Here is a 26049-nt window from a genome sequence, read left to right on the forward strand (position 1 = left end):
CCAAAACGTTTCGGATTACCCTCTAAATAAAAGTTGGCTTTTAGATTTTCACCAACGTTTATTTATTTCTATGATTCGTACTTTCTCTTTTGATTAACTTTGTCTCCAATACCATTCGGTGGGTCTTGGACTGATTTGATAACAAATCCAGCAATAATCTTGCCCCTTCATACCCGAGCTGAAACTTATTTTGTTGGATGGTTGTAAGCTTTGGACTAACATATGAAGCTAACAAAATATCATCATATCCGACAATCGAAAGTTTTTCCGGCACCTGTAACTTCAACTCTTTCGCTGCACTCATCGCACCGATGGCCATTAAATCACTTGCACAAAATAATGCTGTTATTTCAGGGTGTGAGGTTAATAATGCGTTAGCCGCTCTCATTCCACTTTCTTCTGTGAACTCTCCATTTACAACGTATTTGGTATTGAGTTCCACCTGTGCTCCTTGTAAAGCATTTTTATACCCTTCCAATCTCTGCTGACTAACAAACGCGAACTCATGTCCATTAATCATCCCAATGTTCTTGTGTCCATTGTCGAGTAAATGCTGAACGGCTTTTTCAGCCCCTAATACATTATCCGTCGTCACATGACTCACATTCCCGGACTCAAGGGGAATATCAATTAATACGCAAGGAATATCACTTTCGACGACTTCATGTAAATAAGGATCATCGGTTCGAATCCCCTGGATAATGACCCCGTCCACTCTTCTTTCTCTGCAAAGTTGAGTATACGTCTTTTCACGCTGCTTCGAAGAATTGGTGTTGAATAAAACAAGATCGTAGTCAGCACCTGAAACAAACTCATTAATCCCCGCCAGCACTTCCACAATGAAATTATCCTTTACACTTTCCTTCGTAAATCCGGAAACGAGTAATCCAATCGTTTTCGACTTCTTCATGACCAGACTTCGAGCAATCGAATTCGGACTATAATTTAACTCCTTGGCAACTTCTGCAATCTTCCTTCTCGTGTCTTCGTTGACATCAGAATATCCATTTAACGCTCTTGACACCGTCGTAACGGATACCCCAGCTACTCTGGCAATATCTTTAATTGTAGTCACTTGTACATCTCCCAAAACGTTTCGGATTTCCTTTAACTGAATAATACAACATCTTGAAAACGATTACAACATTATTTTTCAATAACGTTGCTTGGTGGGACATGGGGACAGGCACCGTCTCTCACTTATAGCTTGTTGATCCTAGGTATTCGCTCCTCTTTAATGCTTCATTCGCCGTTATATTTTGGGTTTCGCCGTTAAAATCAGGATTTCGCCGTTAAATAGACCTCAGATCAAATCGGAACGTGGTCACTGAAAACAGGACCATGGTTATGCCTATTTTTGAATGTCTGGGTTCGCTGATAAATTTTGGATTTCGCTGATATAATCTGAATTTCGCTGATAAATTGAAAATATCGCTGATAAAATCAATATTTCGCTGATAAACCACTCATTCCTTTAAGAATCCTTACCTTTTCAACCACCCATTCATTCTTTTCTAAAATCTCCCCCCTTTATGATTCCTACATTCTAAAAAAACAGCGAATCCAAATGAATTCGCTGCTTTTCCCTTACTTTTTCCTAACCGGTATCCATATTTCACTTCTAAACGTATTCGATCCAACGTCCTTACTCTCATTCCACAACATCTCCGGTCCCTCTGCTTGTTCATAGCTTGAAGACGGGAACCATTCAGAGTAGATCCGCCCCCACACTTGTTGCAAAGTGTCCGGAAATGGTCCGACCGCTTCGAATACAGCCCATGTCAGATCGGGAACTTCAAGTTTCGATAAACCATCTGGACACTCCTCTGTTGTTGCAGCCCCTATATAATGATCGAGCTCCCCCTTTTCCTCCATCCTGCCTTCAGAAAAATTGACGGATGCACTAATCAATCCTTGTGGTTCTACATTTGACATGCTCTTAAATCTCTTGATCATGTTCTCGTCCAAGCTTTGCCACATGTCTGCAATTTCAGGATTCACCCCATTAAAGATGAGTGGCACCCGTTTCATGATACCTACAATGGAAAACGGTTCTTTCTTTACGATTCGATAATTCATTTCATTGCCTCCTCTGATGGATAACTGGAAGGTCATAGGTGGAAATGCTTTGAGTGAATGGCCGCTCACTTGTGACGGAGTGACGCCATGCATCTTTTGGAACACTCTCGTAAAGGAATCGGGTGAAGAATATCCATATTTCATGGCAATATCGATTACCTTTACGTCGCTGTTTTGCAGTTCAAGAGCTGCAAGGGTCAAACGGCGGCGCCTGATGTATTCCGATAAGGGAATCCCCGCAAGGAACGAAAACATCCGTTTAAAGTGATACTCCGAGCAATACGCACGCTGAGCCACTTTTTCAAAATTGATTTCTTCAGTCAAGTTCTCTTCGATGTACCGTAAAGCGTCATTCATATTCTTCAATGAATCCATTTCCACTGCCCCCTTCATCAATAGAATAGCAAAATAGAATTAAAGCAACCCGACTTATCGTGCACCAATTTGCAGGATTTGATTTTTATAATAGTGGCCTCCTCTTTAGAGAAGGCCCACCAACTTCATTATTTTCTCGCTTCATGAACCTTCAGCATCTTACCCTTGACTGTGGTTTTCTTCATCGCATGCAATACCAGTGGTCCTTTACCGTTCAAAATCTCCACGTAGGAAAGGTTTTCCTGAATGGTGATGATGCCGATGTCATCTGCGCTTACTCCTTCGATTTTCGCAATTGTTCCGACGAAATCGACTGCCCTGATTTTCTTTTTCTTGCCGCCATTGAAGTAGAGTTTCATGATATCTCTATTCAATTGCTCACTCTTGTCTGATTTAAAATCAGGTTCCGTCTCTAATTTCCGTTCAAAATCCGCCTTCGCTTTCGCCACTGTGTCCTGTGACGGCGGCTGCAGCTTTGGAATCGTAAATCCGATATAGCCTTCAATCTCAGCAAGGAATTTATCTTCATATGGTGTGCAGAAGGTGATCGCCTTTCCTGCAGAACCGGCGCGCCCTGTTCTTCCTGTTCGGTGAACATAACTTTCTTTCTCCATAGGGATATCATAATTGATGACGTGGGTAATATTTTCGATATCAATCCCACGCGCCGCCACATCGGTTGCGATGAGATACCTGAATTCCCCTCTTTTAAAATCGTCCATCACTTCAAAGCGCGCTTCCTGAATCATACCGCCATGTATTTTATCAACAGGATACCCTGATTGGTCCAACTCATCACATAATGTATCCACATTTTCTTTTGTTCGGCAAAAAATGATGCAGCTATCGGGATTCTCAACGGTTGTCACGTTTTTCAGAAGAGTCAGCTTGTCATCCTCTTTCACTTCGATAATGGAATGGTCAATCTTATCTGTTGTAATGCCGGTTGCCTTAATTTCAATATGAACAGGTTTCTTCATATATTTATGGCAGAGTGCTTCGACATCCTCAGGTAATGTAGCAGAGAATGTCAACGTTACCCGGTCTGCCGGCAACTCCTGAATAATCGCTTCCACCTGTTCAATAAACCCCATGTTCAGCATCTCATCGGCTTCATCGATCACTAAGTACGCAAGCTTATCCAGTGGAAATGTTCCTTTTTCAATATGATCGAGAACACGACCGGGAGTGCCGACTACGACATGATTTTTCTGCTTAAGCTCAAGCTTTTGTCGGTGAAAAGGCGACTTCCCATACACTGCAGCCGCTTTGATTCGCTTATAACGTCCGATGTTCGTGATATCTTCTTTCACTTGAACCGCGAGTTCACGGGTTGGTGTCAGCACAAGTGCCTGAGGCTTATTTTCTTCCCATGCTACCAACTCACAAATCGGAATCCCGAAAGAGGCTGTCTTACCGCTTCCTGTTTGGGAACGCACAACAAGATCCTCCTTCTCCAGAGCCAATGGGAGCACTTTGGACTGAACCTCGGTTGGAGCCTGATAGCCTAAATCGGATAGAGCCCTTACAATATCATCACTAAGCTTATAATCCTTAAATTGCTTTATACTCATTTCAATACCTCATTCATTCCTTCATATAGTCTTATTCTCATAGGATAGTGTCGATTCTATTCAATGGAAAAATACCCTCTGCAAATTCTTTTCAAATATCTTTAGGTATTCCACCAATAGTGTGTTATGCTTTACCTAACCATTTTTAACTTGTAACATGTTGTCTCCGGGACCGACGAACGCTGTCGGTCCCTTTTTATATCCAAAAGCGGAGGCGACTTGATCAGCCCCGACAAGCATAAGCTAAATTGGCCGGGAAGGCGCACTTTGCCTTCTTGGCCAATTTAGCTTATGACCTCGAGGGGCTAGCCGCCGGAGCTGGATGTCACCTAAAGCGGAGGCGGCTTGACCAGAGGCGACAAGCATAAGGCGAACATGCCGGAAAGGCGCTCTTTGCCTTTTTGGCATGTTTGACTTATGACCTCGAGCCTCTAGCCGCCGGAGCTGGATGTCACCTAAAGCGGAGGCGGATCGTTCAGCCTCCCTAATAATCCCCACTAATATCTATTCCCCAACAATAAAAAAAGGACCCTCCGAGAGAGTCCCTTCATCAAAAGCTATTACGCTTTGTTTACGTTAGTCGCTTGAAGTCCACGTTGACCTTGCTCAGTGTCAAATGTAACTTTTTGACCTTCGTCTAAAGATTTAAATCCTTCGCCTTGGATAGCTGAGAAATGTACGAATACATCTTCTCCACCTTCGATTTCGATGAAACCGAAACCTTTTTCTGCGTTAAACCATTTTACTGTACCTTGTTGCATAATTGTTTCCTCCTGTGTGGACTTGAATCCACGATTTATTACTATCGTTGCTCAATTAGATATCAAAGGCGAAAAGTTTAAATACTTTCTTTCCTTACAGACCGAACAAAAATAATTCTTATTTAGAATAACAGATAACCTGAGAAAAAGCAAATCTATTCCTATATTCTTCACAAACCAATGATCTTCCCACTTCCTTCATCATTTAACTCAGGCGGCTCACTTTAAAAAACCTTTGAATATTTACCCTTAAACTCTCCATCAGTAAAGGAGAAAACCATCCTTGTGTCGAAAGTAAGAGATAAAGGGGATGACCCAATGAATAAAATTGGATTATTAAAAAGTTTAAATCAAGCCAGCCGCGGAAACTTCTTTTCAATTGACATTCCTATGACGTCAAAAGAAGAAGCGCAAACCATTGAAAATCTGGCAAATGAGTTAGAAAAAGAAGGGAAAATCAAAATCAGGGAATGTGCTCAGAATGAAACATCTGTTTACATTCAAGGAATCATCAAGTATGCGTTAACATAATTGTGGAGGGCTGCCTGCTACTTGTTCGACAGGCACCTCCTTTTTTTTGACAAATAAAAAAAGGACTCTACGAGAGAGTCCTTCATCATAAAGCTATTACGCTTTGTTTACGTTAGTCGCTTGAAGTCCACGTTGACCTTGCTCAGTGTCAAATGTAACTTTTTGACCTTCGTCTAAAGATTTAAATCCTTCGCCTTGGATAGCTGAGAAATGTACGAATACATCTTCTCCACCTTCGATTTCGATGAAACCGAAACCTTTTTCTGCGTTAAACCATTTTACTGTACCTTCTTGCATGTGTGTTTCCTCCTGTGTGGACTCGAATCCACGATTTATTACTATTATTGCTCAATTAGATATCAAAGGCGAAAAGTTTAAATACTTTCATTCCTTACAGACCGAACAAAAATAATTCTTTCTTAGAATAACAGGAAATCGTAAAAATAGCAAATGCTTTTTATAAGTTTGTTTAAGACGCACTCATAAACTCCTTAAACCTCCTATAAAAAAAGTCCACTTCCCCAAAAGGAAATGGACTTACATATGACTACTTATCTTCCTGCTTACTCCCATGCTTCACGCCTTTACTTGTATAAGGCTTGTTGCTCTTTTTCTTATTCGCTCCGGCCTGCCAGCGATTCCAGCCTTTCTTTCCAGTGCCTTGGCCCGTTCCGCTCTTTTTCTTTGGTTTACTCATTTTTTCACTCCGTTATGATAAGGTTCGTTCTTTCACGTTCGTCTCCATATCATAACACTTATCGGCGGATGAGAGTACTTCTTGTTTATTCCACTTCTTTTTCCTGTCCTGTATAGATGTGAATCGCATCCCGCAAGAACTCGGCTACACCGTCTTGCTCAGCGTCATAATAAGCCTTGAACCGATCATCATCCACATACATCTGAGCAAGGCCTGCATGGGCTTCTTTACTGTAATGCCCCCAGTAGAACGAAATCCACTGCCTATGGAGGTCAGCCGCTTTCTGGGCAGCGTCGCTTGCGGGATTCCCAGTTTGAAATGCTTCCCCTAAGGTTTGTTTAATTTCCTGCTCTAGTGCAGTGATCTTTTCATGGTCTTCCTGAGACATGTTCATGACTCTGGCGTTGGATTCGTCCACTGCCTTGTCGCCGTATTTCCCCCGCACTTCTTCCCCGTACTTTTTCTCATTTTCTTCCACCATTTTCTCCTTGAACCCTTCAAACTTTTCTTTATCCGACATGGTGATTCTCCCTTCCTTTACACGTAATGTTTTATCTACATTTGCAATCAATTGATCAAGCTGCGCGCGTCTGGCCATTAAGGTTTCCCGGTGTTCCCGTAAGGCATGGGTTGCGTCAAAGGCAGGATCATCAAGAATATCCTTGATCTCATCCAGTCCTACACCCAGTTCTTTGTAAAAGAGGATCTGCTGCAGGCGATCGACTTCCTTCTGCCCGTAAATCCGGTATCCTGACGAATTGGTCCTGGCCGGCTTCAGAAGCTCAATTTCATCATAATAGCGCAGGGCCCTCGTGCTCACCCCAGCAATCTCTCCAAGTTTCTTGACGGTATATTCCATGATGTCACCTCCTGACAATTCTTACTTTACAGGTTGACGCTGCGTAAATGTAAAGTGGGAATTTGAAAAAAAGTTCGCGTTATTTATCTTTCATAGGATAGCCCGCCTGCACGGGATCTATTTAGGGGAATCCCTTGAAAATAAAGTGCCAGTCCGATATTCTTAGATTATTAATTATCAGTTTAAGGTTGTGTTGAGCATGCGTATCAATAAGTATATAAGCGAGGCTGGAAAGGCATCCAGACGCGGTGCAGATAAATTGATTACCGAAGGAAGAGTGACCATCAACGGGAAGATCGCGAAGATTGGCGATCAAGTGAATCCCGGGGATGATGTGAAAGTTAGCGGAGCTCCTGTGCGGGTAGCAAGAAATAATGTGTATATTGCACTAAATAAACCTGTTGGGATTACAAGTACAACTGAAAAGGGTGTCAAGGGGAATATTGTGGATCTCGTCAATCATCCACTGCGAATTTTCAATATTGGACGACTGGACAAAGATTCAGATGGCTTGATTCTTCTGACGAACGACGGGGATATCGTCAATGAAATCCTCCGTGCGGAAAATCAGCACGAGAAAGAATACATTGTCACTGTTGACCGTCCGATTTCAGAGGATTTCTTAAAGCAGATGTCAGAGGGCGTTAAGATTCTTGGAACGAAAACCCTGCCTTGTAAAGTGGAGCAGGTGTCAAAATACGTTTTCCAAATCACGTTGACTCAAGGGTTGAATCGGCAGATCCGCCGTATGTGTGAGGCCCTTGGATATGAGGTCTACAGACTGCAGCGCACGCGCATCATGAATATTCAACTGGGGAATCTGCCTGTGGGACAATGGCGCGACCTTTCTAAGAAAGAGAAGACGCGATTGTTTCAGGATTTGGATTATGAACCGAAGGAATGGTAATCATTCAACCGGACCTACCATACGTTACGTATGGTGGGTCCGGTTTTTACTTGTGTAAACCTATCTCCATATCCCTAATATGAAACCCATCAACGTAAAGGTCACAACATGATACCCGGCATTTATGAAGAAAAGTTTAATTGATTTCCTTTCAAATAAATACGTGATACCCATCGCGGTCGCCACCCAGAAAAGCCCTGCTGTGAACCCTGCAGAAGCTCCGATCATCCCGTTTCTGTCCGGACCTAAAAACAGCACCAATACAATCGAAATAATAAGTGATAGGATAAATGCACCACCGAAGATTTTCCCCATGTGACCGTTCTTCATGTCTTCTTCGTCAAAATTGTTTTCCACCATCCAAGCTTTCCCGAATAGGAGGGAATACCATAAACCTCCTATTACAAAGGAAGATAGTGCTGCCACAAATACCGCTAAGTAGTTAATGGATTCAGCTGATTGAGCTAGCATATTCTTTTTTCCTCTTCCTTCCTGCACATAATGTATGACCTTCACCCATTATAGGTACACGGCGAGGAAATGTATTGTAAAAAATGGACATGTTTTTATGAAAGAAAATTCTCAGAACCGGATGCCCTTCTTTTATACTCTCCAGGTGTCATACCGGAAAACCGTTTAAACTCTTTATTGAAGTGAGACTGATCATAATACCCCAACTTAGAAATCAAATCTGCCACTTCGTTATGAGAATGGGAATAGAGAGATGAATAGGCTTTCTCAAACCTGTATACCTGAGCCAGCAGCTTCGGATTCACACCTGTGTGATCATGAAAGATCCTCGTAAGGTGTCTTTGAGTAAAACCTAAGGAAGCCGCCAATGTTGGAATCGATTGATTGGGATTCATTTTCAGCTGATTTACTATACCTGTGATGACTTTAAATTGTTTTGTTTTCTTTTCAGATATTTTTCTAATCAAGAACTGATCTAAAAGGGGATATATCTCTGCGTTTTCTTTTACCATGCAAAGGGCTTCATACATTTCCTCCTGAAAAACTCCCCAAATGGAATGGAGGGAATCTACCTGGTTGACCGTTTCACCAATGGGGATCTCTAAAAAAGGAAAAATCCCGTGTGGATAAAAACGTATGCCAATTAAGTTTGATTTCCCCCGGTAATTGATTTCTAAAGGTTCATAGTGACACCCCGACAACCAAGATTGGTTTACGCTGCGGGTTCTCCGATTCATCACTTTATAGTTTCCTTCAAGTGCAAAAATCATTTCAACCTTTCCGTTGGGCAGGATTAATTCAGTCTTGTCTTCCGTCCCCGTGTGCAACTCTACATTCCAGTAGCATTCAATCCACGGTCTCAAATTCTTATCAGGCTTTCTGACCTCAAATTTCATAACACAGATCTCACCTTTTATGTACAGGATTACCTCTTGCTTTAGTAGAAACGTATGGCTCTCCTTTTCTTTAACAAAGAGAGCCCTATTGCTCACACCAATTATTTCAAAAGCTGTGATTTAACTCAAGCATGTAAATTGAAAAAGGGGTCTGCCCCCCACTGCGTAAACCGCATGGGAGACAGACCCCTCAAACTCACCCTGCTGGTGACTTCATCTTATCCATAATCATAGTGAAATAGTTCTTCACCGGGCCTGGCGGGTGGGGAATGTGGAATGAACCAGACTCCTGAGACTCCTCATCCTCTTCGGTTAACTTAGGAGAATAAACCCGCTCCCCCTCCACTATGCTGCGAATCGAGGAAGTCAGCTCTTCACTTGGACTGTCCTTTAGTAAGTATCCGCCTGCATCGAATTGTTGAGCCCGCTCTAAATATCCCTTTTTCGGAAATGTCGTCAAAACAAGCAGATGACATCCCACTATCTTCACAGCTTCCAGAGGTCCGTCCCTCTCGAGCATTTCAATATCCATGATAAAGAGGTCTGGTTTCAATTGGTGGACAAGGGCGAGTGCTTCTTGCCCATCCTTTACCTGGCCGACTACTTCCATGTCTTCTTCCAGGTTGAGGATGGAGGTCAGGGTTCCACGTAATAATTCCTGATCCTCTGCAATGACGATTCGAATCATGTAGGTTCACTCCTTTTAAAGGCCTTATCAAGTAAAGACTCCCCTTATATGAAGCGTTGATAAGGAGAGTCGGTCAGGGTTATAATTCAGGTTTGGCTTCAGTTGAAATTCTTGATTTTGACTTATCCAGGGACTTAATGCCTCTAAAGCTTACAAACGTTTTGTTTTCTTCATCCCAAAGCTTGAATCGCAATGATTTTAAGCTTGTCAGAAGTGAGATTGTTGGTACTTTTTGTAATGGCTCTGAGTTTTTATGTGCTTCTTCCAGTTTGTAGTTCGGTACTCTCGGACTTAGATGGTGAATATGGTGATAGCCGATGTTACCTGTCAGGAACTGCATGATTTTTGGAAGTTTATAGAATGAGCTTCCTTCAACAGCCGCCAACACATATTGCCATTCTTTGTCTTCTTCGAAATACGAGTCTTCGAACGTATGCTGAACGTAGAACAACCAAATACCGATCGATCCTGAAACCATAAAGATAGACCCTTGTACAAGCAGGAATTCCTGCCAGCCCAGTGTTACACATAGAAGTGCGATAAGAGACACGATGATCACGTTCACTAAATACGTGTTATTACGTTCTTTCTTACGTGCATTTTTACGGTTAAATCTATTTTTAAGAAGGAATACATAAATCGGTCCTAATACAAACATAACGAACGGATTGCGATAAAAGCGATACGCTAAACGAATCTTAAGAGGTGCTGCTAAATATTCATCAATCGTCAGCGTCCAGATGTCACCTGTTCCACGCTTATCCAGGTTCCCGCTTGTCGCGTGATGGACGGCATGATCATGTCCCCACTGATCGAACGGGAATAGCGTCAACACACCCATGGCTGTTCCGACGATTCGGTTTACACGACGGCTTTTAAAGAAAGAGAAATGGGTACAATCATGAAAGATAATGAAGATTCGTGTTAAGAATCCTGCAGCGATCACGATTGGAACGAGTGCCAGCCAGTAAGATACTGAAAGGCTTTGATACGCAAGAAACCATAATAGAAAGAATGGACCCAGCGTGTTGATGATCTGCCATACACTTTCCTTTGTTGTAGACTTTTCAAAAGGAGCAACTTCTTTTTTCAACGTTTTTATATTTGTCATGTCATAATTCCCTTCATTTAAGGCGTTGGATTCATTATAGGATAAGCGATATCATCGTGTTAGTAGTAGGTGTCATATGCTGGGTATGACAAATGTCATAAGGGAGAATTTGTCATGAGCCCATAATTGCCCAAACCGTTGATATTGCTGGATTCACAATATTTTTTCCACGTTTCCAATTGGTTATATTATTTTTTTTGATTAGAAAAATATTCTTGTTTGGGGGATTTTTTAGAGAGGTTTTATAAAAAAGGTCTTCAATACTCTTGTATCAGCTACAGATAAAATAAAGAGGAAGGCCCAAAGTTTTTCTTCAGGTCTTCCTCCTTTGTACAATTCACTCATTAAAAATCGAACTCATCAGGATCCGGGCCACTGCGGAAGTCTTCATTTAATGCATCTAATTGGTTCATTTGCTCAGAAGTTAATTCAAAATCATATATAGAAATGTTTTCTTGAATTCTGGACTCCGTCATAGACTTTGGAATTGTGATGACTCCGTGTTGGAGGTCCCAGCGTAGTATCACTTGAGCGGGTGATTTACCATAGGACCGAGCAATCCCTTTAATGGTTTCATTGTTTAGAAGCTCTGCATTCATAAGCGGAGACCACGCTTCAACTTGAATATTGTGCTTGCGGCAGTAATCTCTCACTTCCGTTTGAATCAGCTTGGGATGGAATTCAATCTGGTTAATAACCGGCGTGATTTCAGCACCTTCGAGTAAGTGTTCCAAGTGATGAACTTGGAAGTTACTTACACCGATCGCTTTGATCCTTCCATTTTTATAAAGGGATTCAAGAGCTTTCCAGGACTCCATGTACTTCTCTTTTCCAGGCCAGTGAATCAGATAAAGATCCAGATAGTCGAGCCCCATTTTCTCTAAGCTTTCTTCGTAAGCCGCTATCGTTTCATCGTATGATAGGCCGTCATTCCAAACTTTTGAAGTGACAAACAGTTCCTCCCGGGTCACAAGTCCAGCTTCAATCGCTTTATTGATGCCCTTGCCGACACTCTCTTCATTTCCATAAATCGCTGCTGTATCGATACTGCGATACCCCATTTTGATCGCTGTCTGTATTGCCCGTGCAAGCTTCGGGCCGTCATCCACACGGAAAACCCCATATCCCATTTCCGGCATTTTTATATTATTATTTAAAGTGATAGATTTGACGCTCATACCTACACTCTCCTTTTTCATAAAATGAATTGTCCTCATGAGAAGAACATGGATATAGTATGGACGATGGAAGAGAGATTGAAAAGTAGGTACTTTTTTGTGGGATAGGCACTTCAAAGTTCCTGAATAGAGGCTTCTTAGAGCTCCCATAAAAAAAGAGCATGGAAACAACTCTCCACACTCTCTCCATTCTCTATCATTTGCAGACCAGGATCTGCCGGACAAATCTTCCTTTACTCACTTCACAGCGATCCACAATTTCAAAACCCGCTTTTTCAATGTTGGCGTCCACATCTTCCAAGGTGACAATCACGGCCTTTTCCGCAAAACGCCTTGCACTGCGGAGCATTTCAAGCTGTTCTTCATCTGTTATCACCGAACATAGATTGTAGGGAAGGTCGATTACAGCTACATCATAGTGACCAGTTACGTCGTTAATATCCTTTAATGAGACATCCCCTTTGTATCCAAAATGAGCGATATTCTCTTTCACTCCATCGAGGATCAAAGGATTGCGGTCACTCCCGACGATATCGATTCCCATGGATAGTGCCTCCACAAGGACCGTCCCTATTCCGCAGCAAGGGTCGATCATTTTGATTCCTTCAGGATTCGGTGCTGCGATATTCGCGACGGCTCTAGCCACACGAGTGCTGAGGGCCGTCGAATAGCTGTGTGGCTTTTTCACATGGTGCAGCCAAACCGCTTCGTTTCTCACATACTTGCCAAACACCCAACGATCATTGGTTTTCATCACCCCGAACCAAATCTCTGGATCGACTAACTCCGCTTCACCTTTCAGATGCATTCCAACTTCTTTTTCAATCCTGCGAAGCTTTTTAAAGCCTACTCTTTCCGCATCCAGATTTTGAACAAAAACGACTTTGAATCCATCAAGTGCTTCTAATTTTTCTATTTCTTCAAGCAGTTCTTCAAATCCATTACCTTCGCAGATAATTTCGATTCTCTCTCGAATAAAAGGACTTCTGCTGGGATCTATTTTCACTGAACTTTCCAGAATGCTAGATTCAGCGCTTTTTCCAAAGAATACTCTTCTTTCCAAGGCACATAGGGATTCTTCGTTCGGTTCCCATGAATAATGATAGATATATTTTTTCATTTCTATTGTGATCAACTCCGTGTGATGATAAAAATGTTGTGTTGCATTAGACCATTGTAACATAAAAAAAAGACCTGACCCCGGGCATGCCATCGCATTCATGCACCTAAGGTCGGGTCCCTCAATATTATTTATCTTCCATCACGGAAATATATTCTTTCACTACTTCATAGACATACTCCTGATTCGCTGATGCGGTTTCCGGGTTGTATGCTCCACCATTAGTCTTGTTATTCGACAATACACGGATTCCCAGGAACGCTACATCATATGCACCTGCAATCTGTGCTGCTGCTGCCCCTTCCATTTCCTCTACAGAAGTACCGTATTTCTCATGGAACCATTGAATGCGGTCCACTTCATTATTCCACACATCGGCAGAACCGATGGTACCTTCGACGATCTTTCCATCGGTATAAGTATCCTTTACTGCTTTGGCAGCTTCAAGTAAGTCCTCGTCTCCATCGTAGTATCGGATTTTCTCAGCATTTGGGTCTTCACCTGCACTGCCTTCAGAAGCCATTAAGTCCATCGGCTTCCAGACGGTTGGATCAATTCCTTCGCTATCGGCTTTGTCAGCTGTTTTCAATGAACCCAGGTTAACGGTTCTTTCTCCTAATACGATATCAAATACATTTAGTTCAGGGTCATGTCCACCTGATGTTCCTTGGTTGATGATGGCGATCGGATCGTACTTCTCAATGGCTACCGCAGTAGCCGCTGCCGTGTTTTCCATCCCTTTACCTGTTTTGGCAACAATGACAGGATAATCATCAAGCGTTCCTATGTAAAAAACAAATGATCCCGATTTTTCTTCTTTCACATTTTCTAATTTCCCTGCAAACTTTTCTGCTTCAATCGGCATTGGACCTTGAATCATAATGGGTCTCTCTGCCCTTTCTTCCTTAGCTGCAGTCTGTGAAGTGGAACTGCATCCAGTTAATAAGGATAATGCGAGTACGGATAATGATACAAATAAAGCCAGTTTCTTTTTCATCAAAATCTCTCCTTTTTCGTTTTTTCTTGATGGTGATATCTCGCTGTTTTGCCCAAAAGAAAAAGATCTAGAACATGTAGAGTGGTTTCTACTTTCCAGACCTTCGAAGTTAAAGTATACGTGATATGACGTGAATGCCCATCACAAAATGGCAACGGCAAAAAACCGAAAAACCGAATACTTCAACTCGTAGTCCAGTTCTTATAATGGGAACCAGGTAGAAACACTCAGACCATATTACCGAGGATATACGAGTAACGATATGTAATTAGTACAGTGTTAATATAACAAACTCCATTTAAATAATCAACCTAAAATACGAATTTTATTCAATCAATTAGATTTAATGTTCGTGTTTTAGTGATTCCCTCCCAACATAACCAGCATCTTGATCACTCTTAGATTTGATATATAAATAGAGAATAATATAATGAAAGAATGTTACTCAAAAAAAAACAATGGGGTGAAAAACATGAAGATCGGACTTATCGGACTGGGGGATATCTCCAAGAAAGCCTACCTGCCAGTTCTCTCTGAAAAAGAAGGAATCGAACTCGTGCTTTGCACAAGGAATGCCGAAACTCTAAATGCTCTTGCAACTAAATATCGGATCCAGGAAAAGGTTCACAGTGTGGAAGAACTGATTGCTACCAATATTGACGCAGCATTTGTAAGTACAGCTACCGAAGCCCACTTTGAAATAACGGAAAAACTACTACAGAATGGCATCAACGTTTACATAGACAAGCCGATTTCCTTGAGTATTCACGAAACCGAAAGAATCGTCCAGCTCGCAAAAGAAAGGGGCAAAATCGCCATGGTCGGTTTTAACAGACGATTCATACCAAAAGTGAGAGAACTTAAAGAACAAGGCAAACCGAGCTTCCTTCTTATCCAAAAAAACAGATATGCCCTACCTGATTACGCCAGAAGGTTCGTCGTAGAAGATTTCATCCATGTTGTAGATACTCTGCGATTCTTAATGGATACAGAGGTCCAGGATGTAAAGGTTCAGTATTTAATAAAAGATGACATGCTCCATCACTTAGTCGTCCAGCTCATCGGTGAGGAGTGCACCTCAATCGGAATCATGAACCGGGACGGCGGTGTGACGGAAGAAATCATCGAGTACTCGGCAGGCCATCATAAATATGTCGTCAACAGTCTCGTTGAAACGACTCATTATCATAATAAAGAAGTCAGCCTTTCTTCATTTGGAGATTGGGAGCCTACTTTATATAAGCGTGGGTTTTATGATTTAGTGGATCATTTCATAGACTGTGTGGAAAACGGTAAAACCCCTGACCCATCGATTGAGGATTCACTGGTTACCCATGAGATTTGTGAGAGGATTGTCGGGATGATTGAATAGTAGGACAGACAGAGGGAGAAGGGGACATGGAATGCCCCTGTCCCCCTCCCCCTTTTTAAAACAAAGGGTTTTTCTCTATTTTCAACCAATGCTCAGACTTCTCAATCTCTCCAGCCAATTGCAACAGTAAATCCTCTCTGCCTTTTGCTGCCATCACCTGGACTCCGACCGGCAGCCCTCCAGAGGTTTGATGTATCGGGAGTGACATGGCCGGCTGTCCTGTTAAATTGGCCAACTGTGTAAAAGGGGTACGCATCAGATTCTTCTGCGCTATCTGATCAACGATCCCAATCTTTTTCAATAGTCTCCTGAGTCCCAATTTCCCTATTGAACTAATCAAGAATTTCTCTGAGGAGGTCGGTTCCAGTTCTCCTATCTTGGCTGGGGGAAAAGCCGTTGTAGGAGTAAGGTAGAAATCATACGTTTCATGAAATGTTTCCATTTGATAAGCTGCTTTATCCCACTCCCTAATACTCAGAATGAATTCTTCAGCAGGGGTGGCCTTTCCAATCAAACCCAGGAGCCAGGTGGAGGGTTCCACATCAGTGTAAGTAGCTTTTCGTCCCAGCACTTCTTCTAACGAAGTTAACAATGCAGCTGTTTCACCAAAATACATGGTTAAAAAACTTCTTGCCATCTTATGTCCATCCACCGGCACCTCTCTTTCTTCCACATAGTGACCCATGGAATCTAGTAATTTAGCAGCCTTCACAACAGCCTTTTCGCACTCAGGATGAACTTCAGTACCTATGGGAGAATCTTTGGAATAGGCAATCCTTAATTTCTTGCCTATCGGAGTTTGCGATGCTTCCATGTAGCTCCCTTCAAATGGCGGGGCATAGAAAGCCGCAGACTTTTCATATGTTGTTAATTCATCCAGCATGGCAGCGCTATCCCTGACCGACCGGGTTAAAACATGCTCAACAGAGGCACCTTGCCATGTTCTTCCGTAGGTTGGACCAACAGGTGTTCTTCCCCTGGTTGGTTTCAAACCAAATAACCCGCAATAAGCAGCCGGGATTCTGATAGATCCCCCACCATCGTTGGCACCCGCGATCGGAACAATGCCGGATGCTACCGCAGCGGCTGAACCGCCACTTGAACCTCCAGGCGTATAATCCAAATTCCACGGATTTCTTGTCGCACCGTGATGTGAAGGCTCTGTAACAGCCACTAAAGCAAATTCAGGCACATTCGTTTGCCCCAGAATGACCACACCTGTTTCACGCAATCTCCTGGTGTACTCTGCATCTGTCTTCGCTCGATAGGTTCGAAGTGATCTTGAACCTGCTGTCATAGGCTCCCCTTCTATTTCCTGAGTGATATTTTTCAATAGCATCGGTACACCGGCGAATGTTCCAGTAAGCTCTTTGTCTGCAACCTCCCTCGCCTGTTCATACATTTTGTGAATCACTGCGTTCAACTTCGGATTGTGGGCTTCTGTTATTTTAATGGCTTCTTCAACCAATTCTTTAGGATGAACTTCTTTTTTCTTCACTAACTCTGCGAGCCCTAAACCGTCGTAGTTTTTATAATGAAACCCCTGCATCCTGCTCACCCCTAATGACTATGTTTCTATGACTTTCTACATAATGGGAAAATATCCTTTTTTTAATAGAAATCAATAACACTGTTGACAAAAAAAAAGAAGGTAGTCACCCAATGCAGTAGCACATTAGATTTGGTGGCAGCGTCTGTATTTAGAGTTTACCTGCCGACGGATACTGGTATAAAAGACTCAAAAAAGAAGTCACATACGGACGTGTTATTTTCAGATAATTGTTACTATTGAGTGATATACGTCTATTGATCACTCTTGTATACTTTTAATCGAAACGTTTCACCAAAATGAAAGGAAGTGTCAAATGTGAAGAAATATTTTTCATTGCTTTTAGCTTTATTGCTTATCGTCAGCGCCACACTCCCTGCTTCGGCTTCTGCAAATCACACAACCAAAGGAAAAGAGATTGCTTTATCCAAACAATTGAAAGCGATTTCAAAGAATACCTATCGATACTTCGAGGATTTTACAGATGAAAAAACGGGACTCACTTATGATGCCGTCCGTATGGATAACGGGGAGATCAATGCCCAGAAATTCACCTCTCCTACGAACATTGCGATGTATATGATGAGTACGATTTCAGCTGAGGAAGTCGGCCTGATCTCACGTGAAGAAGCCGTGACAAACATCGGAAAGACGTTGAGTTCATTAAAAGACATGGAAAAATGGAACGGGTTATTTTACAACTGGTACTATACAGAAGATGCAACGCTTATGACGGATTGGGGTCAATTCATCTCAACTGTAGATAATGGATGGCTGTCTGCTGGTCTCATTGTAGTTGGACAAGCGTATCCGGAACTCTATGAAGAAACTCACGCATTAGTAGAGGACATGGATTATTCCACTCTTTACACCCCGGAAGTAGGACAAATGCGTGGCGGATATGATGTAGCAACCGAGAGCTATACTTCTCACCATTACGGTGCCTTTTATACGGAACCACGTGTGGCAAGCTACATCGCGATCGGGAAAGAGGACGTACCTGAAGAGCACTGGTGGAGAATGTTCCGCACCATGCCAGAAAGCTGGGATTGGCAGGCTCAAATTCCTGAAGGATATACAGAAACATATGACGGCGTAGATGTCTTCGAAGGACATTACAGCTACAAGGGCACTAAATATGTACCAAGCTGGGGAGGAAGCATGTTTGAAGCATTGATGCCACAGCTTGTACTGAAGGAAAAAGAACTCGGGAAGAACGCACTCGGCTTGAACAATAAGCGTCATGTAGACATCCAGATTCAATATGCTAAAGAGCAAGGGTATGCAGCCTGGGGCATGTCACCAGCAGCCACACCGGATAATTATTCAGAATTTGCCGCTACACCTCTGGGTATGGACGGCTATAAGTCAGATGGCACTGTCACTCCACATGCCACATTCCTGGCACTTGAATACGCACCGATGGAAGCATTCAAAAACATCCATGCGTTGAAACGTTTCGATATGTATGGTAAATATGGCTTCCTTGCTTCAGTCAATGTGGAAACGGGAGAAGTGACACAAGCCTACCTCGCTTTAGATCAAGGTATGACAATGGTCTCAATCGTCAACTATTTAAAGGATGGAGTCATCAGAGATTACTTCCACCAAGATCAGATCGGGGAATCACCTGAGGACTTGCTGATTAAAGAGACGTTTTCTATTAAATAATAGTAGCGATAATAATACAAAAGCCCAAGTGGATGTATTACTTGGGCTTTTTGTATTTTAAGTGTTACTGCCTACCTCCACCTCTTCGCCAACGCCTCAATATGACCCGGATCCGTCCGGCAGCAACCACCCATGATACGGGCACCTGCCTCGTACCAAATTACTGATTCCTCATCAAACGCGCAACACCCTTTCTTTCCATGCCACGTTTTGGTCCCGGCATTGTAAGTCTCACCTGAGTTCGGGTACGCGATGATTGGTTTGTCAGTGTTTCTGCTTAATACGCTTATCGCCTTCTCGGCCGCAGGTATCGGTGCACAATTCACACCAATTGCAGCGATTTGTTCATCGTCATTGAACACACGCGCGCACTCTTCAATCCCCGTTCCATCACTTATCGTCTCTCCATCCTTTAATGAAAAAGACAGCCAGGCGCAGGTATCGTGAAATTCTTTCAGAAGTGAAGCTAGTACCTTTGCTTCCTGCAAGGACGGGATGGTCTCAAACGCCAACAAATCAGCTCCCGCCTCCACTAATGCCTGGATTCTCGGAAAATGGAAATCTGCTAACTGTTGATCACTTACTCCATAGTTCCCCACGTATTCAGAGCCGTCGGCAAGGTATGCCCCGTAAGGTCCTACAGAACCTGCAACGATTGGCTTCGGCCGATTCGAATTTCCCTTCTCTTCCTTCCAGAAGTCATCCCGGGCTTCTTTGGCAAGAGTAACCGTTTTCTTGATTAATTCCAGAGCTTCAGGTTTCTCTATTCCTCGCTTTCGAAAACCATCCACCGTTGCCTGGTAGCTGGCTGTAATCGCACAATCGGCTCCTGCACGGAAATAATCAGCATGAACCTTCTCAATCGCTTCCGGTTTTTCGAGGAGTATACGGGCAGACCAAAGGGGATCGTTTAAATCAAAGCCATGGGATTCCAGCTCTGTGGCTAATGCTCCATCTAAAATCAGTTGGGAATCTATTTGTAAAATAGCATCAATGGGATTTAGCTTCAGTTGATTCGACATAACCTCTTCCTCTTTTCTTTACGTATTGTGTTAGATAATAGCTTCCATAGCAAAGGGCGATAAATGGGATTCCGCAATAAAGGGCTATCCTCTGAGTGGGATCAAAGGCAATGCCGATACAAGAAGCTAGACAAAGCAGAAATGACGCAATGGGAACGAGTGGGTAGAGCGGCGTCCGATAAGTCAAGTCTTTCACATCGTTTCCCTCCCTTATGTACTGTCTTCGAAATAGAAATTGGGCAGCACTAATGCTCATCCACACGATTACTACCGCAAGGCCAGAGACCGACACCATTACGATGTAGACCGTCCCCGGTGCAATGATGCTTGAAAGCAATGCCAGCCCCCCTCCCAGCATGCTGCAAACTATCGCATTGAGAGGGACTCCCCGATCAGTCAATTTGGCAAAAACCGGTGAGATCATTTGCTTATCTGAGAGCGACCATAGCATTCTGGAGGAAGCATACAGACCGGAGTTTGCCGCTGATAAAATGGCCGTTATGATCACAAAATTCATGATATCGGCGGCATACGGGATTCCAATCCGACCAAGCACCGCTACGAAAGGACTTTCCAATACACCGGCTGACTGGCTCGGTAATAAAGCGGATAATACGATAATCGTCCCTACATAAAAGATGATCAATCTCACAAGCGTGGTGCGGATGGCTTTAGGAATCGATTTGGATGGATTCTCTGTTTCTCCCGCCGCAACCCCGATCAATTCTGTTCCTGAAAAGGCAAAATTGACGGCAAGCATGGTCATCAAGATGGCAAATGCCCCATTCGGAAACAACCCTGAACTTGTGATATTCGAGAAAAACGGAGCGGGCTCTGAATGACTGAGAGAGATGAACCCGACGATCGCCCCTGCCCCGATCACAATAAACGCAACGATTGCAATCACTTTTACTATAGAAAACCAAAATTCAGATTCAGCAAAAAACCGCACCGACAACGTATTAAGCACAAAAATCAACGCAGCAAAGACCGCGCTCCAGATCCATACACTAATCGAAGGAAACCAACGCTGCATCATCAAGCCAGCCGCCGTAAACTCCGACCCCAATGCCACTGTCCATGTCAGCCAATATAACCAGCCCACCGTGTACCCGGTCCCAGGTCCAATGAACTTTGCAGCATAACTATGAAAGGATCCTGTTTCCGGCATATGGACAGAAAGTTCACCTAAACAAAGCATCACAAGATACACCACCAGCGCCCCAACCAAATAAGAAAGGATCGTCCCGAATGGTCCTGCCTGATGAATCGTATACCCCGAACTCAAGAAAAGCCCGGTTCCGATCACCCCCCCAAGAGACAGCATCACTAAATGACGTGTCTTCATCGCTCTTTTAAAACTCTGTCCTGCGTTTTCCATCAAAAACACCCTTCCTTCTAAATATATTGTGGAATGGGTAGACAAACAAAAAACGCACCCTGAACGAGTGCGTCACCGACAAATAAAAGATTGCTCCTATCTATCAGGGTTTGAATCACCCGCTGGAATTAGCACAGTATCTTCACAGACCTGTTGCTGAGGCTTCAAAGGGCCAGTCCCTCCACCTCTCTGGATAAGAAATATGTAGATTTTTTAAAACTCTATCAATATATTGGAATAATGTCAAGACCATGAAATAGATGAGTAGCCCAGCCTATCCGAATGTTACTTTAGGAAGAAAAAAGGGAACAACTATACTAAAAAAGGAGAAACTGCCATGCCAGAAGGTCCGGAAATCAGAAGAGCTGCAGATGAAGTAGAGCGTGCTCTAAAAAATAAAACCGTGGAAGATATTTATTTTGCCTTCCTTCATTTAGAAGACTACGGGGATCTGCTAATGGGGTCGATCGTGACAAGGGTCGATACGAAGGGAAAAGCCATGCTCATCCGCTTTGACAATGGGTACACCATCTACTCCCACAATCAGCTTTACGGGAAATGGTATATCAGAAACACATATAACTACCCGAAAACAAACCGCCAGCTCCGATTGGCCATACATAATGAGAATAAATCGGCACTTCTCTATAGTGCATCTGATATAGAGGTTCTTCGTGACGAAGAAGTGCCCGGGCACCCATTCGTCTCAAAAGTAGGACCTGATCTTTTAAGCGAAGAGGTATCAGTAGATGAGCTGATGGAACGGATGAAGGACAAACGATTCCGAAACCGCAAATGGTCGATTCTATTGCTGGATCAAGGTTTCGTAGCCGGAATCGGAAATTATTTGCGATCTGAAATCATGTTTTTCGCTGGCATACATCCTTCTCTCAGGCCAGTCGACTGCACAGAGAAGCAATTGAAGAAAGCTGCACATAGCATCAAGGATTTAGTGAGACAATCGTATGAGACTGGTGGGATCACCAATGATCTCGACCTAGCACAGAAAATGAAAGGCCAAGGAGTGAAGCGTTCACGTTATCGTCACTGGGTCTTTAACCGGGAAGGTGGATCTTGCTTCAATTGTGGAAGTGAAATCGAGAAGACGGTGGCGGCTTCAAGAAGGCTGTACTATTGTCCGGTTTGTCAGGGAATCGAATGATAACGATAAAAGGGTACGTGGCATTCTTAATGCCTGGTACCCTTTTATCGGTTTAACGTCAAACTACAGTTTCTATTCCGAACTCCGGTTAATCGCTTCGTTCATAGAAATCCCTTTCAACTTCCGATGATTCAGCCATAGGGATACATGATATGATGCGATGATGATGATAAAACTGATGAGGACACTCATCCAATCCAACTTTACGGGAATCGTCACATTCATCTCTGAGGTGATTGAATTCATAAAGGCTGAAATTGATAGGAGCGTTACGGGTATTCCTATTACAAATCCAAGGATGATAAACCAAATATTGTAGCCGATCATCATGTTCATGATTGATTTCTCCCGATAACCGATGACTTTCATGAGTGAAATTTTAAATGAATTTTCCTCAATTAATAATGAAATCAGTATATAGATGATGATGACAGCAATGATGGCAGCAACAAAGGCAATCGCTGCTACCCCATAGTTCAACGGCTTGATCATTTCATTGAATCCGTCAATCGTATCGGATGTTTTGGTTGTCGAAACGATCTTTTCTTTCGGTAGCGTGAGTTCTTTGTTTGAATAAATCTCTGTATAACTTCCTGAAGGATAGTCATTTAATTGGTTGAATTCCTCTAGAGGCATATAGATCATACTTCCGAGATACGATACTGCGATGTGATCAATGGTGAGGGTAAAGGATTTATCCGTCAGTTCATTTGTCACATGAATCGAATCACCTTCTTGAATCCCTAATTTATCTGAGAGGGACTTATTCATGATGACTGAATTGAACTTGAGCTTTTCACCGCTAGAGTCCTCTAATCGAATGGCTGTATTATCCGGTTTCAGGCCTGTAATCGACAAACTCTCCTTATCTGTGGTAAATGGGGCCACAGCTCCGATCTGTCCCGATTCAGGATGGTCAGTCTGTGGAGCTTTGAATAGATAGCTATACTCATAGTCGTACACTTGTTGAAAATTATCGGTCACCAGGTACTCCATCGAATTCTTGGTGACGAAGCCGAACAACAATAATAACGAGGCAAACATTACACCGATGATCAAAAAGAGCGCTCTTGGAAGGTTGCGCATGATTTCCCGAATCACGAACTTCCGGCGGAACGGCAGCTTCTTCAGTTTAAATAACCGCTCCAACCTGCTTACTTTCACCTTTCTTTCTCCACCTTTTATTAAACTTACGGGTGGGATCATCAAGACACGTTGAACCAAATAATAGGTTAACGGGATGAACAGAACAAGTGGTAACAATAAGCTCGTAAGCAAATAACCCACATGTGGTTTCACTTCCAATACAGGCAGATTATAATAAGCCGCAAAAGTTGATAGCAATGGATGCAAGCATACCCAGCCAAGGATCGTACCCACGACACTTCCTGATATGGCAAGAATCCCGGCATAGGAGAGATAATGAAGGATAATTTCCCTTTTCCTGTAGCCAAGGGCATACAATGTACCGATTTGAACATATTCCTTTTTCATTAAACGCCATAATAATATGAGAATGATCACCATACTAATGAACAAAATGCCTATCGGAAGAAATTGTCCCATCTTCTTGACACCGGCAATATCCCCTTTGATGAAGGAAATGCGATTATTATCTTTTTTATCTGTCCATTTAATGATCTGATTCGTTTGATTGACTTGCTTCTTCAGCTCTTCTGGGGAGGCATCTGAAAGGTGGACACTATAGTAAACCTGATGGTCTTCCCATTTTGATAGAACAGATTGTTTCACGACCGCGACACCGAATGCATCAGGATTTTTCAGGAAGCCCGATTCTTCCTTTAATGGATAGATGTAATCAGGGATCGCCATGTATCCTGCAACTCGGAACGTTTCCCCTTCCAGTTCAACCTCGTGCCCAATCGAAATGTCATGTGCGTTGGCAAAACCTTTATCCACTAATATATCCCGCTCCGAGGACAGGTTTTCACCTTCAACGACAGAATGGAGATTAACATCGTCAGTGGCATCCAACATCCTGAGTGTCGTATCTTTACTGTATGGAACATCTGCTACATACCTCTCCTCAATTTCTGCCCCATTCTGTTTTTCAATCCCTTTGATATCTTTCAAAGGCTCTTGTGTAATGAATTGAGCATCTTCAACCTTATTCTCCTTAAAAAACATCTGTAAATTATCAATGAGATTCGCTCCAGCTGCGGTAAACGAGTAAAATACAATGGAGCTGATCACAATCAGAAACCACGCAGAAAAAAACTGCGCCTTTTTTTCCATAATGGTCCGAAAGAGTTTTTTTCGAAGAGGCATCACCACTCAACCCCTTCAGCAGAGGTTGGATGTTCATTGACAAAGTCGGATTCGATTTTACCATCCTTAAGTGTGATGACCCGGTTCGCCATGCTTTTAATCGCCTGATTATGTGTAATGATGAGGACTGTCGTGTTAAACTCTTTATTCACTTTCTCAATCAGATGCAAAATTTCTTTCGATGTACCGGAATCCAAAGCCCCCGTCGGTTCGTCACATAATAATAGTTTCGGAGCTTTAACGACAGCACGTGCAATCGATACACGCTGCTGCTGTCCGCCGCTTAATTCCCGTGGAAAGCGATCCTCCATCCCCGACAATCCAACGGCATCAATCACCTCTGGAATAGACAATGCCTCCCGACTGATATTCGCCGTCAATTCGATATTTTCATAGACCGTTAAATTAGGGATCAGATTATACATTTGAAAGACAAATCCAACGTCTTCCCTTCTATAATCCACGAGATGACGATCATTTAACTTGGTGATATCCTTCTCATTGATCTTGATACTCCCGGAATCAATCCCATCAATGCCGCCAATGGCATTCAACAAGGTGGATTTCCCCGAACCGGAAGGACCGAGAATGACGACAATTTCCCCTTTCTCCACTTGTATGTGAATATCCGTCAGGGCTTGAAAGGTGGTTTGGCCGCTCTGAAAGGTTTTATGGACTCCATTGATTCTCAAGATACTCATCTTCATTCCTTCTTTCCCGATTTTATTTTCCCTTCAAATAAAAATCGTATATGCCTCGATAGTTGTTCCTTGTACTCTTCGTGATTCATGGATTCGTTATACATGTAAAACATCGTATCCGACATGGCTGCACTATAGATGGCATAGGCCGCTTCCTGTGGGTCAACCTTGACGAGAAAACAACCAGAATGGCTTTCGATCATAAACATGATCCATTTCATCATCTCTTCATCGATGCCGAATAACCCCTGCCTCAGTCGAATACTTTCCTCCACTTCCTCCGTCATCACGTGAAAAAGCTCACGCCAAAACGCTTTCGGATAGTGCTGGAAAAACTCCGCAAACCCGTGCATGGCTCCAATCACACTCTGCACTAAATCACCTTCATCCTCGTATGGATCATCGAGTGCCCCCTTCATCTCCTCGGCTTTTTCTGAAAAAATGCGGAGCAGCAATGATCCCTTAGAAGGAAAATAATTATAAATGGTTCCGGTTCCTACCCCTGCATCCTTTGCAATTTCAGCCATCGATGCCTGTTTGTATCCCTTCTCAGAAAAAATATGTTTCGCCGCTTCCATAATGTTCTGCTGTGTTTGCCGTTTTTTATCTTCTCGTAATCCTGCCATATTGTTGTTCCTCCCAAAAAGTGAACGAATTC

25 protein-coding genes and 2 riboswitches are annotated in these 26049 nt (G+C 42.9%); of the genes, 5 read left to right on the plus strand and 20 right to left on the minus strand.

Annotated elements, in window-relative coordinates:
* Positions 1 to 58: 58 nt before the first annotated feature.
* The 4 genes from RSX31_RS19275 to RSX31_RS19290 form a co-directional block, all read right to left on the minus strand.
* Positions 59 to 1075, minus strand: coding sequence for a LacI family DNA-binding transcriptional regulator (locus tag RSX31_RS19275; protein ID WP_315635711.1), 1017 nt, complete (start codon positions 1073 to 1075; stop codon positions 59 to 61).
* 512 nt (positions 1076 to 1587) lie between these two features.
* A complete protein-coding gene (locus RSX31_RS19280; RefSeq protein ID WP_315635712.1) occupies positions 1588 to 2454 on the minus strand; it encodes an AraC family transcriptional regulator in 867 nt (288 codons plus the stop codon).
* A gap of 128 nt (positions 2455 to 2582) precedes the next feature.
* Positions 2583 to 4028 (minus strand): DEAD/DEAH box helicase, encoded by a 1446-nt coding sequence (locus tag RSX31_RS19285; RefSeq protein ID WP_315635713.1) that lies wholly within the window; start codon positions 4026 to 4028, stop codon positions 2583 to 2585.
* A gap of 560 nt (positions 4029 to 4588) precedes the next feature.
* On the minus strand, positions 4589 to 4789 hold the full coding sequence (locus RSX31_RS19290) for a cold-shock protein (RefSeq protein WP_064094055.1): 201 nt from the start codon (positions 4787 to 4789) through the stop codon (positions 4589 to 4591).
* 318 nt (positions 4790 to 5107) lie between these two features.
* On the opposite strand from RSX31_RS19290, the gene RSX31_RS19295 reads away from it, so the two are divergent.
* Positions 5108 to 5320: a hypothetical protein gene (locus tag RSX31_RS19295; RefSeq protein WP_148994456.1), complete on the plus strand. Its 213-nt coding sequence runs from the start codon at positions 5108 to 5110 to the stop codon at positions 5318 to 5320.
* A gap of 96 nt (positions 5321 to 5416) precedes the next feature.
* Here RSX31_RS19295 and RSX31_RS19300 read toward each other — a convergent pair whose 3' ends face one another.
* From RSX31_RS19300 to RSX31_RS19310, 3 genes are all read right to left on the minus strand, one after another.
* The gene (locus tag RSX31_RS19300; protein ID WP_060671790.1) at positions 5417 to 5617 is read right to left on the minus strand and encodes a cold-shock protein; all 201 of its coding nucleotides are present in this window, start codon (positions 5615 to 5617) and stop codon (positions 5417 to 5419) included.
* A 250-nt stretch (positions 5618 to 5867) separates the two neighbouring features.
* The gene (locus RSX31_RS19305) at positions 5868 to 6017 is read right to left on the minus strand and encodes a DUF3934 family protein (RefSeq protein ID WP_082051258.1); all 150 of its coding nucleotides are present in this window, start codon (positions 6015 to 6017) and stop codon (positions 5868 to 5870) included.
* Positions 6018 to 6102: 85 nt separating this feature from the next.
* Entirely contained in the window at positions 6103 to 6876 is a 774-nt protein-coding gene (locus RSX31_RS19310) for a MerR family transcriptional regulator (RefSeq protein ID WP_315635714.1), read from the minus strand.
* Between the two features lie 199 nt (positions 6877 to 7075).
* On the opposite strand from RSX31_RS19310, the gene rluF reads away from it, so the two are divergent.
* Positions 7076 to 7783 (plus strand): 23S rRNA pseudouridine(2604) synthase RluF, encoded by a 708-nt coding sequence (rluF, locus tag RSX31_RS19315; protein WP_148994458.1) that lies wholly within the window; start codon positions 7076 to 7078, stop codon positions 7781 to 7783.
* A 60-nt stretch (positions 7784 to 7843) separates the two neighbouring features.
* Here the strand turns inward: rluF and RSX31_RS19320 are convergent, their stop codons facing one another.
* The 7 genes from RSX31_RS19320 to RSX31_RS19350 all read right to left on the minus strand — a co-directional run bounded on the left by RSX31_RS19320 (position 7844) and on the right by RSX31_RS19350 (position 14244).
* Entirely contained in the window at positions 7844 to 8254 is a 411-nt protein-coding gene (locus RSX31_RS19320; RefSeq protein WP_148994459.1) for a DUF1761 domain-containing protein, read from the minus strand.
* A 95-nt stretch (positions 8255 to 8349) separates the two neighbouring features.
* On the minus strand, positions 8350 to 9150 hold the full coding sequence (locus RSX31_RS19325; RefSeq protein ID WP_148994460.1) for an AraC family transcriptional regulator: 801 nt from the start codon (positions 9148 to 9150) through the stop codon (positions 8350 to 8352).
* Positions 9151 to 9346: 196 nt separating this feature from the next.
* Positions 9347 to 9838 carry a response regulator gene (locus tag RSX31_RS19330; protein WP_315635715.1) on the minus strand — a complete coding sequence of 164 codons (492 nt, stop codon included), beginning with the start codon at positions 9836 to 9838 and terminating at the stop codon, positions 9347 to 9349.
* A gap of 79 nt (positions 9839 to 9917) precedes the next feature.
* Positions 9918 to 10949: a fatty acid desaturase gene (locus RSX31_RS19335; RefSeq protein ID WP_148994462.1), complete on the minus strand. Its 1032-nt coding sequence runs from the start codon at positions 10947 to 10949 to the stop codon at positions 9918 to 9920.
* A gap of 344 nt (positions 10950 to 11293) precedes the next feature.
* Positions 11294 to 12127, minus strand: coding sequence for an aldo/keto reductase (locus tag RSX31_RS19340; RefSeq protein ID WP_148967959.1), 834 nt, complete (start codon positions 12125 to 12127; stop codon positions 11294 to 11296).
* A 196-nt stretch (positions 12128 to 12323) separates the two neighbouring features.
* Positions 12324 to 13310, minus strand: a complete 987-nt coding sequence (locus RSX31_RS19345; protein ID WP_315635716.1) for a TRM11 family SAM-dependent methyltransferase — start codon at positions 13308 to 13310, stop codon at positions 12324 to 12326.
* 64 nt (positions 13311 to 13374) lie between these two features.
* On the minus strand, positions 13375 to 14244 hold the full coding sequence (locus RSX31_RS19350; RefSeq protein ID WP_148967958.1) for a 5'-methylthioadenosine/S-adenosylhomocysteine nucleosidase: 870 nt from the start codon (positions 14242 to 14244) through the stop codon (positions 13375 to 13377).
* A 170-nt stretch (positions 14245 to 14414) separates the two neighbouring features.
* Positions 14415 to 14518, minus strand: a riboswitch (purine riboswitch).
* A gap of 198 nt (positions 14519 to 14716) precedes the next feature.
* Here RSX31_RS19350 and RSX31_RS19355 point away from each other — a divergent pair.
* Positions 14717 to 15616: a Gfo/Idh/MocA family protein gene (locus tag RSX31_RS19355; protein WP_282137141.1), complete on the plus strand. Its 900-nt coding sequence runs from the start codon at positions 14717 to 14719 to the stop codon at positions 15614 to 15616.
* A 55-nt stretch (positions 15617 to 15671) separates the two neighbouring features.
* On the opposite strand, the gene RSX31_RS19360 is transcribed toward RSX31_RS19355, so the two are convergent.
* Positions 15672 to 17165 (minus strand): amidase family protein, encoded by a 1494-nt coding sequence (locus RSX31_RS19360; protein ID WP_148994464.1) that lies wholly within the window; start codon positions 17163 to 17165, stop codon positions 15672 to 15674.
* 318 nt (positions 17166 to 17483) lie between these two features.
* On the opposite strand from RSX31_RS19360, the gene RSX31_RS19365 reads away from it, so the two are divergent.
* The gene (locus RSX31_RS19365) at positions 17484 to 18836 is read left to right on the plus strand and encodes a glucoamylase family protein (RefSeq protein ID WP_315635717.1); all 1353 of its coding nucleotides are present in this window, start codon (positions 17484 to 17486) and stop codon (positions 18834 to 18836) included.
* A 71-nt stretch (positions 18837 to 18907) separates the two neighbouring features.
* On the opposite strand, the gene mmuM is transcribed toward RSX31_RS19365, so the two are convergent.
* Both mmuM and mmuP read right to left on the minus strand, forming a co-directional pair.
* Positions 18908 to 19858 (minus strand): homocysteine S-methyltransferase, encoded by a 951-nt coding sequence (gene mmuM, locus RSX31_RS19370; RefSeq protein WP_315635718.1) that lies wholly within the window; start codon positions 19856 to 19858, stop codon positions 18908 to 18910.
* Positions 19827 to 21239: an S-methylmethionine permease gene (mmuP, locus tag RSX31_RS19375; protein ID WP_148994467.1), complete on the minus strand. Its 1413-nt coding sequence runs from the start codon at positions 21237 to 21239 to the stop codon at positions 19827 to 19829. The genes mmuM and mmuP overlap by 32 nt, the downstream gene beginning before the upstream one ends.
* 93 nt (positions 21240 to 21332) lie before the next feature.
* Positions 21333 to 21439, minus strand: a riboswitch (SAM riboswitch).
* Between the two features lie 137 nt (positions 21440 to 21576).
* Here mmuP and nei point away from each other — a divergent pair.
* A complete protein-coding gene (gene nei, locus RSX31_RS19380; protein ID WP_148994468.1) occupies positions 21577 to 22401 on the plus strand; it encodes an endonuclease VIII in 825 nt (274 codons plus the stop codon).
* Between the two features lie 72 nt (positions 22402 to 22473).
* On the opposite strand, the gene RSX31_RS19385 is transcribed toward nei, so the two are convergent.
* From RSX31_RS19385 to RSX31_RS19395, 3 genes are read right to left on the minus strand one after another with little or no spacing between them, the layout of a single operon-like run.
* Positions 22474 to 24690 (minus strand): ABC transporter permease, encoded by a 2217-nt coding sequence (locus RSX31_RS19385; RefSeq protein WP_148994469.1) that lies wholly within the window; start codon positions 24688 to 24690, stop codon positions 22474 to 22476.
* Complete coding sequence (locus tag RSX31_RS19390) at positions 24690 to 25391, minus strand: ABC transporter ATP-binding protein (RefSeq protein ID WP_148994470.1); 702 nt, start codon at positions 25389 to 25391, stop codon at positions 24690 to 24692. The genes RSX31_RS19385 and RSX31_RS19390 overlap by 1 nt, the downstream gene beginning before the upstream one ends.
* A gap of 2 nt (positions 25392 to 25393) precedes the next feature.
* The gene (locus RSX31_RS19395) at positions 25394 to 26017 is read right to left on the minus strand and encodes a TetR/AcrR family transcriptional regulator (RefSeq protein ID WP_315635719.1); all 624 of its coding nucleotides are present in this window, start codon (positions 26015 to 26017) and stop codon (positions 25394 to 25396) included.
* Positions 26018 to 26049: the final 32 nt, after the last annotated feature.

The sequence above is a fragment of the Rossellomorea yichunensis genome (genome assembly GCF_032337515.1).
Taxonomy (GTDB): Bacteria; Bacillota; Bacilli; order Bacillales; family Bacillaceae_B; genus Rossellomorea; species Rossellomorea yichunensis.

Bases quoted from the DNA above. Each gene is read 5' to 3' on its own strand.
- RSX31_RS19280 (WP_315635712.1), bottom strand. From the start codon at position 2,454: ATGGATTCATTGAAGAATATGAATGACGCTTTACGGTACATCGAAGAG.
- RSX31_RS19285 (WP_315635713.1), bottom strand. From the start codon at position 4,028: ATGAGTATAAAGCAATTTAAGGATTATAAGCTTAGTGATGATATTGTA.
- RSX31_RS19290 (WP_064094055.1), bottom strand. From the start codon at position 4,789: ATGCAACAAGGTACAGTAAAATGGTTTAACGCAGAAAAAGGTTTCGGT.
- RSX31_RS19295 (WP_148994456.1), top strand. From the start codon at position 5,108: ATGAATAAAATTGGATTATTAAAAAGTTTAAATCAAGCCAGCCGCGGA.
- RSX31_RS19300 (WP_060671790.1), bottom strand. From the start codon at position 5,617: ATGCAAGAAGGTACAGTAAAATGGTTTAACGCAGAAAAAGGTTTCGGT.
- RSX31_RS19305 (WP_082051258.1), bottom strand. From the start codon at position 6,017: ATGAGTAAACCAAAGAAAAAGAGCGGAACGGGCCAAGGCACTGGAAAG.
- RSX31_RS19310 (WP_315635714.1), bottom strand. From the start codon at position 6,876: ATGGAATATACCGTCAAGAAACTTGGAGAGATTGCTGGGGTGAGCACG.
- rluF (WP_148994458.1), top strand. From the start codon at position 7,076: ATGCGTATCAATAAGTATATAAGCGAGGCTGGAAAGGCATCCAGACGC.
- RSX31_RS19320 (WP_148994459.1), bottom strand. From the start codon at position 8,254: ATGCTAGCTCAATCAGCTGAATCCATTAACTACTTAGCGGTATTTGTG.
- RSX31_RS19325 (WP_148994460.1), bottom strand. From the start codon at position 9,150: ATGAAATTTGAGGTCAGAAAGCCTGATAAGAATTTGAGACCGTGGATT.
- RSX31_RS19330 (WP_315635715.1), bottom strand. From the start codon at position 9,838: ATGATTCGAATCGTCATTGCAGAGGATCAGGAATTATTACGTGGAACC.
- RSX31_RS19335 (WP_148994462.1), bottom strand. From the start codon at position 10,949: ATGACAAATATAAAAACGTTGAAAAAAGAAGTTGCTCCTTTTGAAAAG.
- RSX31_RS19340 (WP_148967959.1), bottom strand. From the start codon at position 12,127: ATGAGCGTCAAATCTATCACTTTAAATAATAATATAAAAATGCCGGAA.
- RSX31_RS19345 (WP_315635716.1), bottom strand. From the start codon at position 13,310: ATGTTACAATGGTCTAATGCAACACAACATTTTTATCATCACACGGAG.
- RSX31_RS19350 (WP_148967958.1), bottom strand. From the start codon at position 14,244: ATGAAAAAGAAACTGGCTTTATTTGTATCATTATCCGTACTCGCATTA.
- RSX31_RS19355 (WP_282137141.1), top strand. From the start codon at position 14,717: ATGAAGATCGGACTTATCGGACTGGGGGATATCTCCAAGAAAGCCTAC.
- RSX31_RS19360 (WP_148994464.1), bottom strand. From the start codon at position 17,165: ATGCAGGGGTTTCATTATAAAAACTACGACGGTTTAGGGCTCGCAGAG.
- mmuM (WP_315635718.1), bottom strand. From the start codon at position 19,858: ATGTCGAATCAACTGAAGCTAAATCCCATTGATGCTATTTTACAAATA.
- mmuP (WP_148994467.1), bottom strand. From the start codon at position 21,239: ATGGAAAACGCAGGACAGAGTTTTAAAAGAGCGATGAAGACACGTCAT.
- nei (WP_148994468.1), top strand. From the start codon at position 21,577: ATGCCAGAAGGTCCGGAAATCAGAAGAGCTGCAGATGAAGTAGAGCGT.
- RSX31_RS19385 (WP_148994469.1), bottom strand. From the start codon at position 24,690: ATGCCTCTTCGAAAAAAACTCTTTCGGACCATTATGGAAAAAAAGGCG.
- RSX31_RS19390 (WP_148994470.1), bottom strand. From the start codon at position 25,391: ATGAGTATCTTGAGAATCAATGGAGTCCATAAAACCTTTCAGAGCGGC.
- RSX31_RS19395 (WP_315635719.1), bottom strand. From the start codon at position 26,017: ATGGCAGGATTACGAGAAGATAAAAAACGGCAAACACAGCAGAACATT.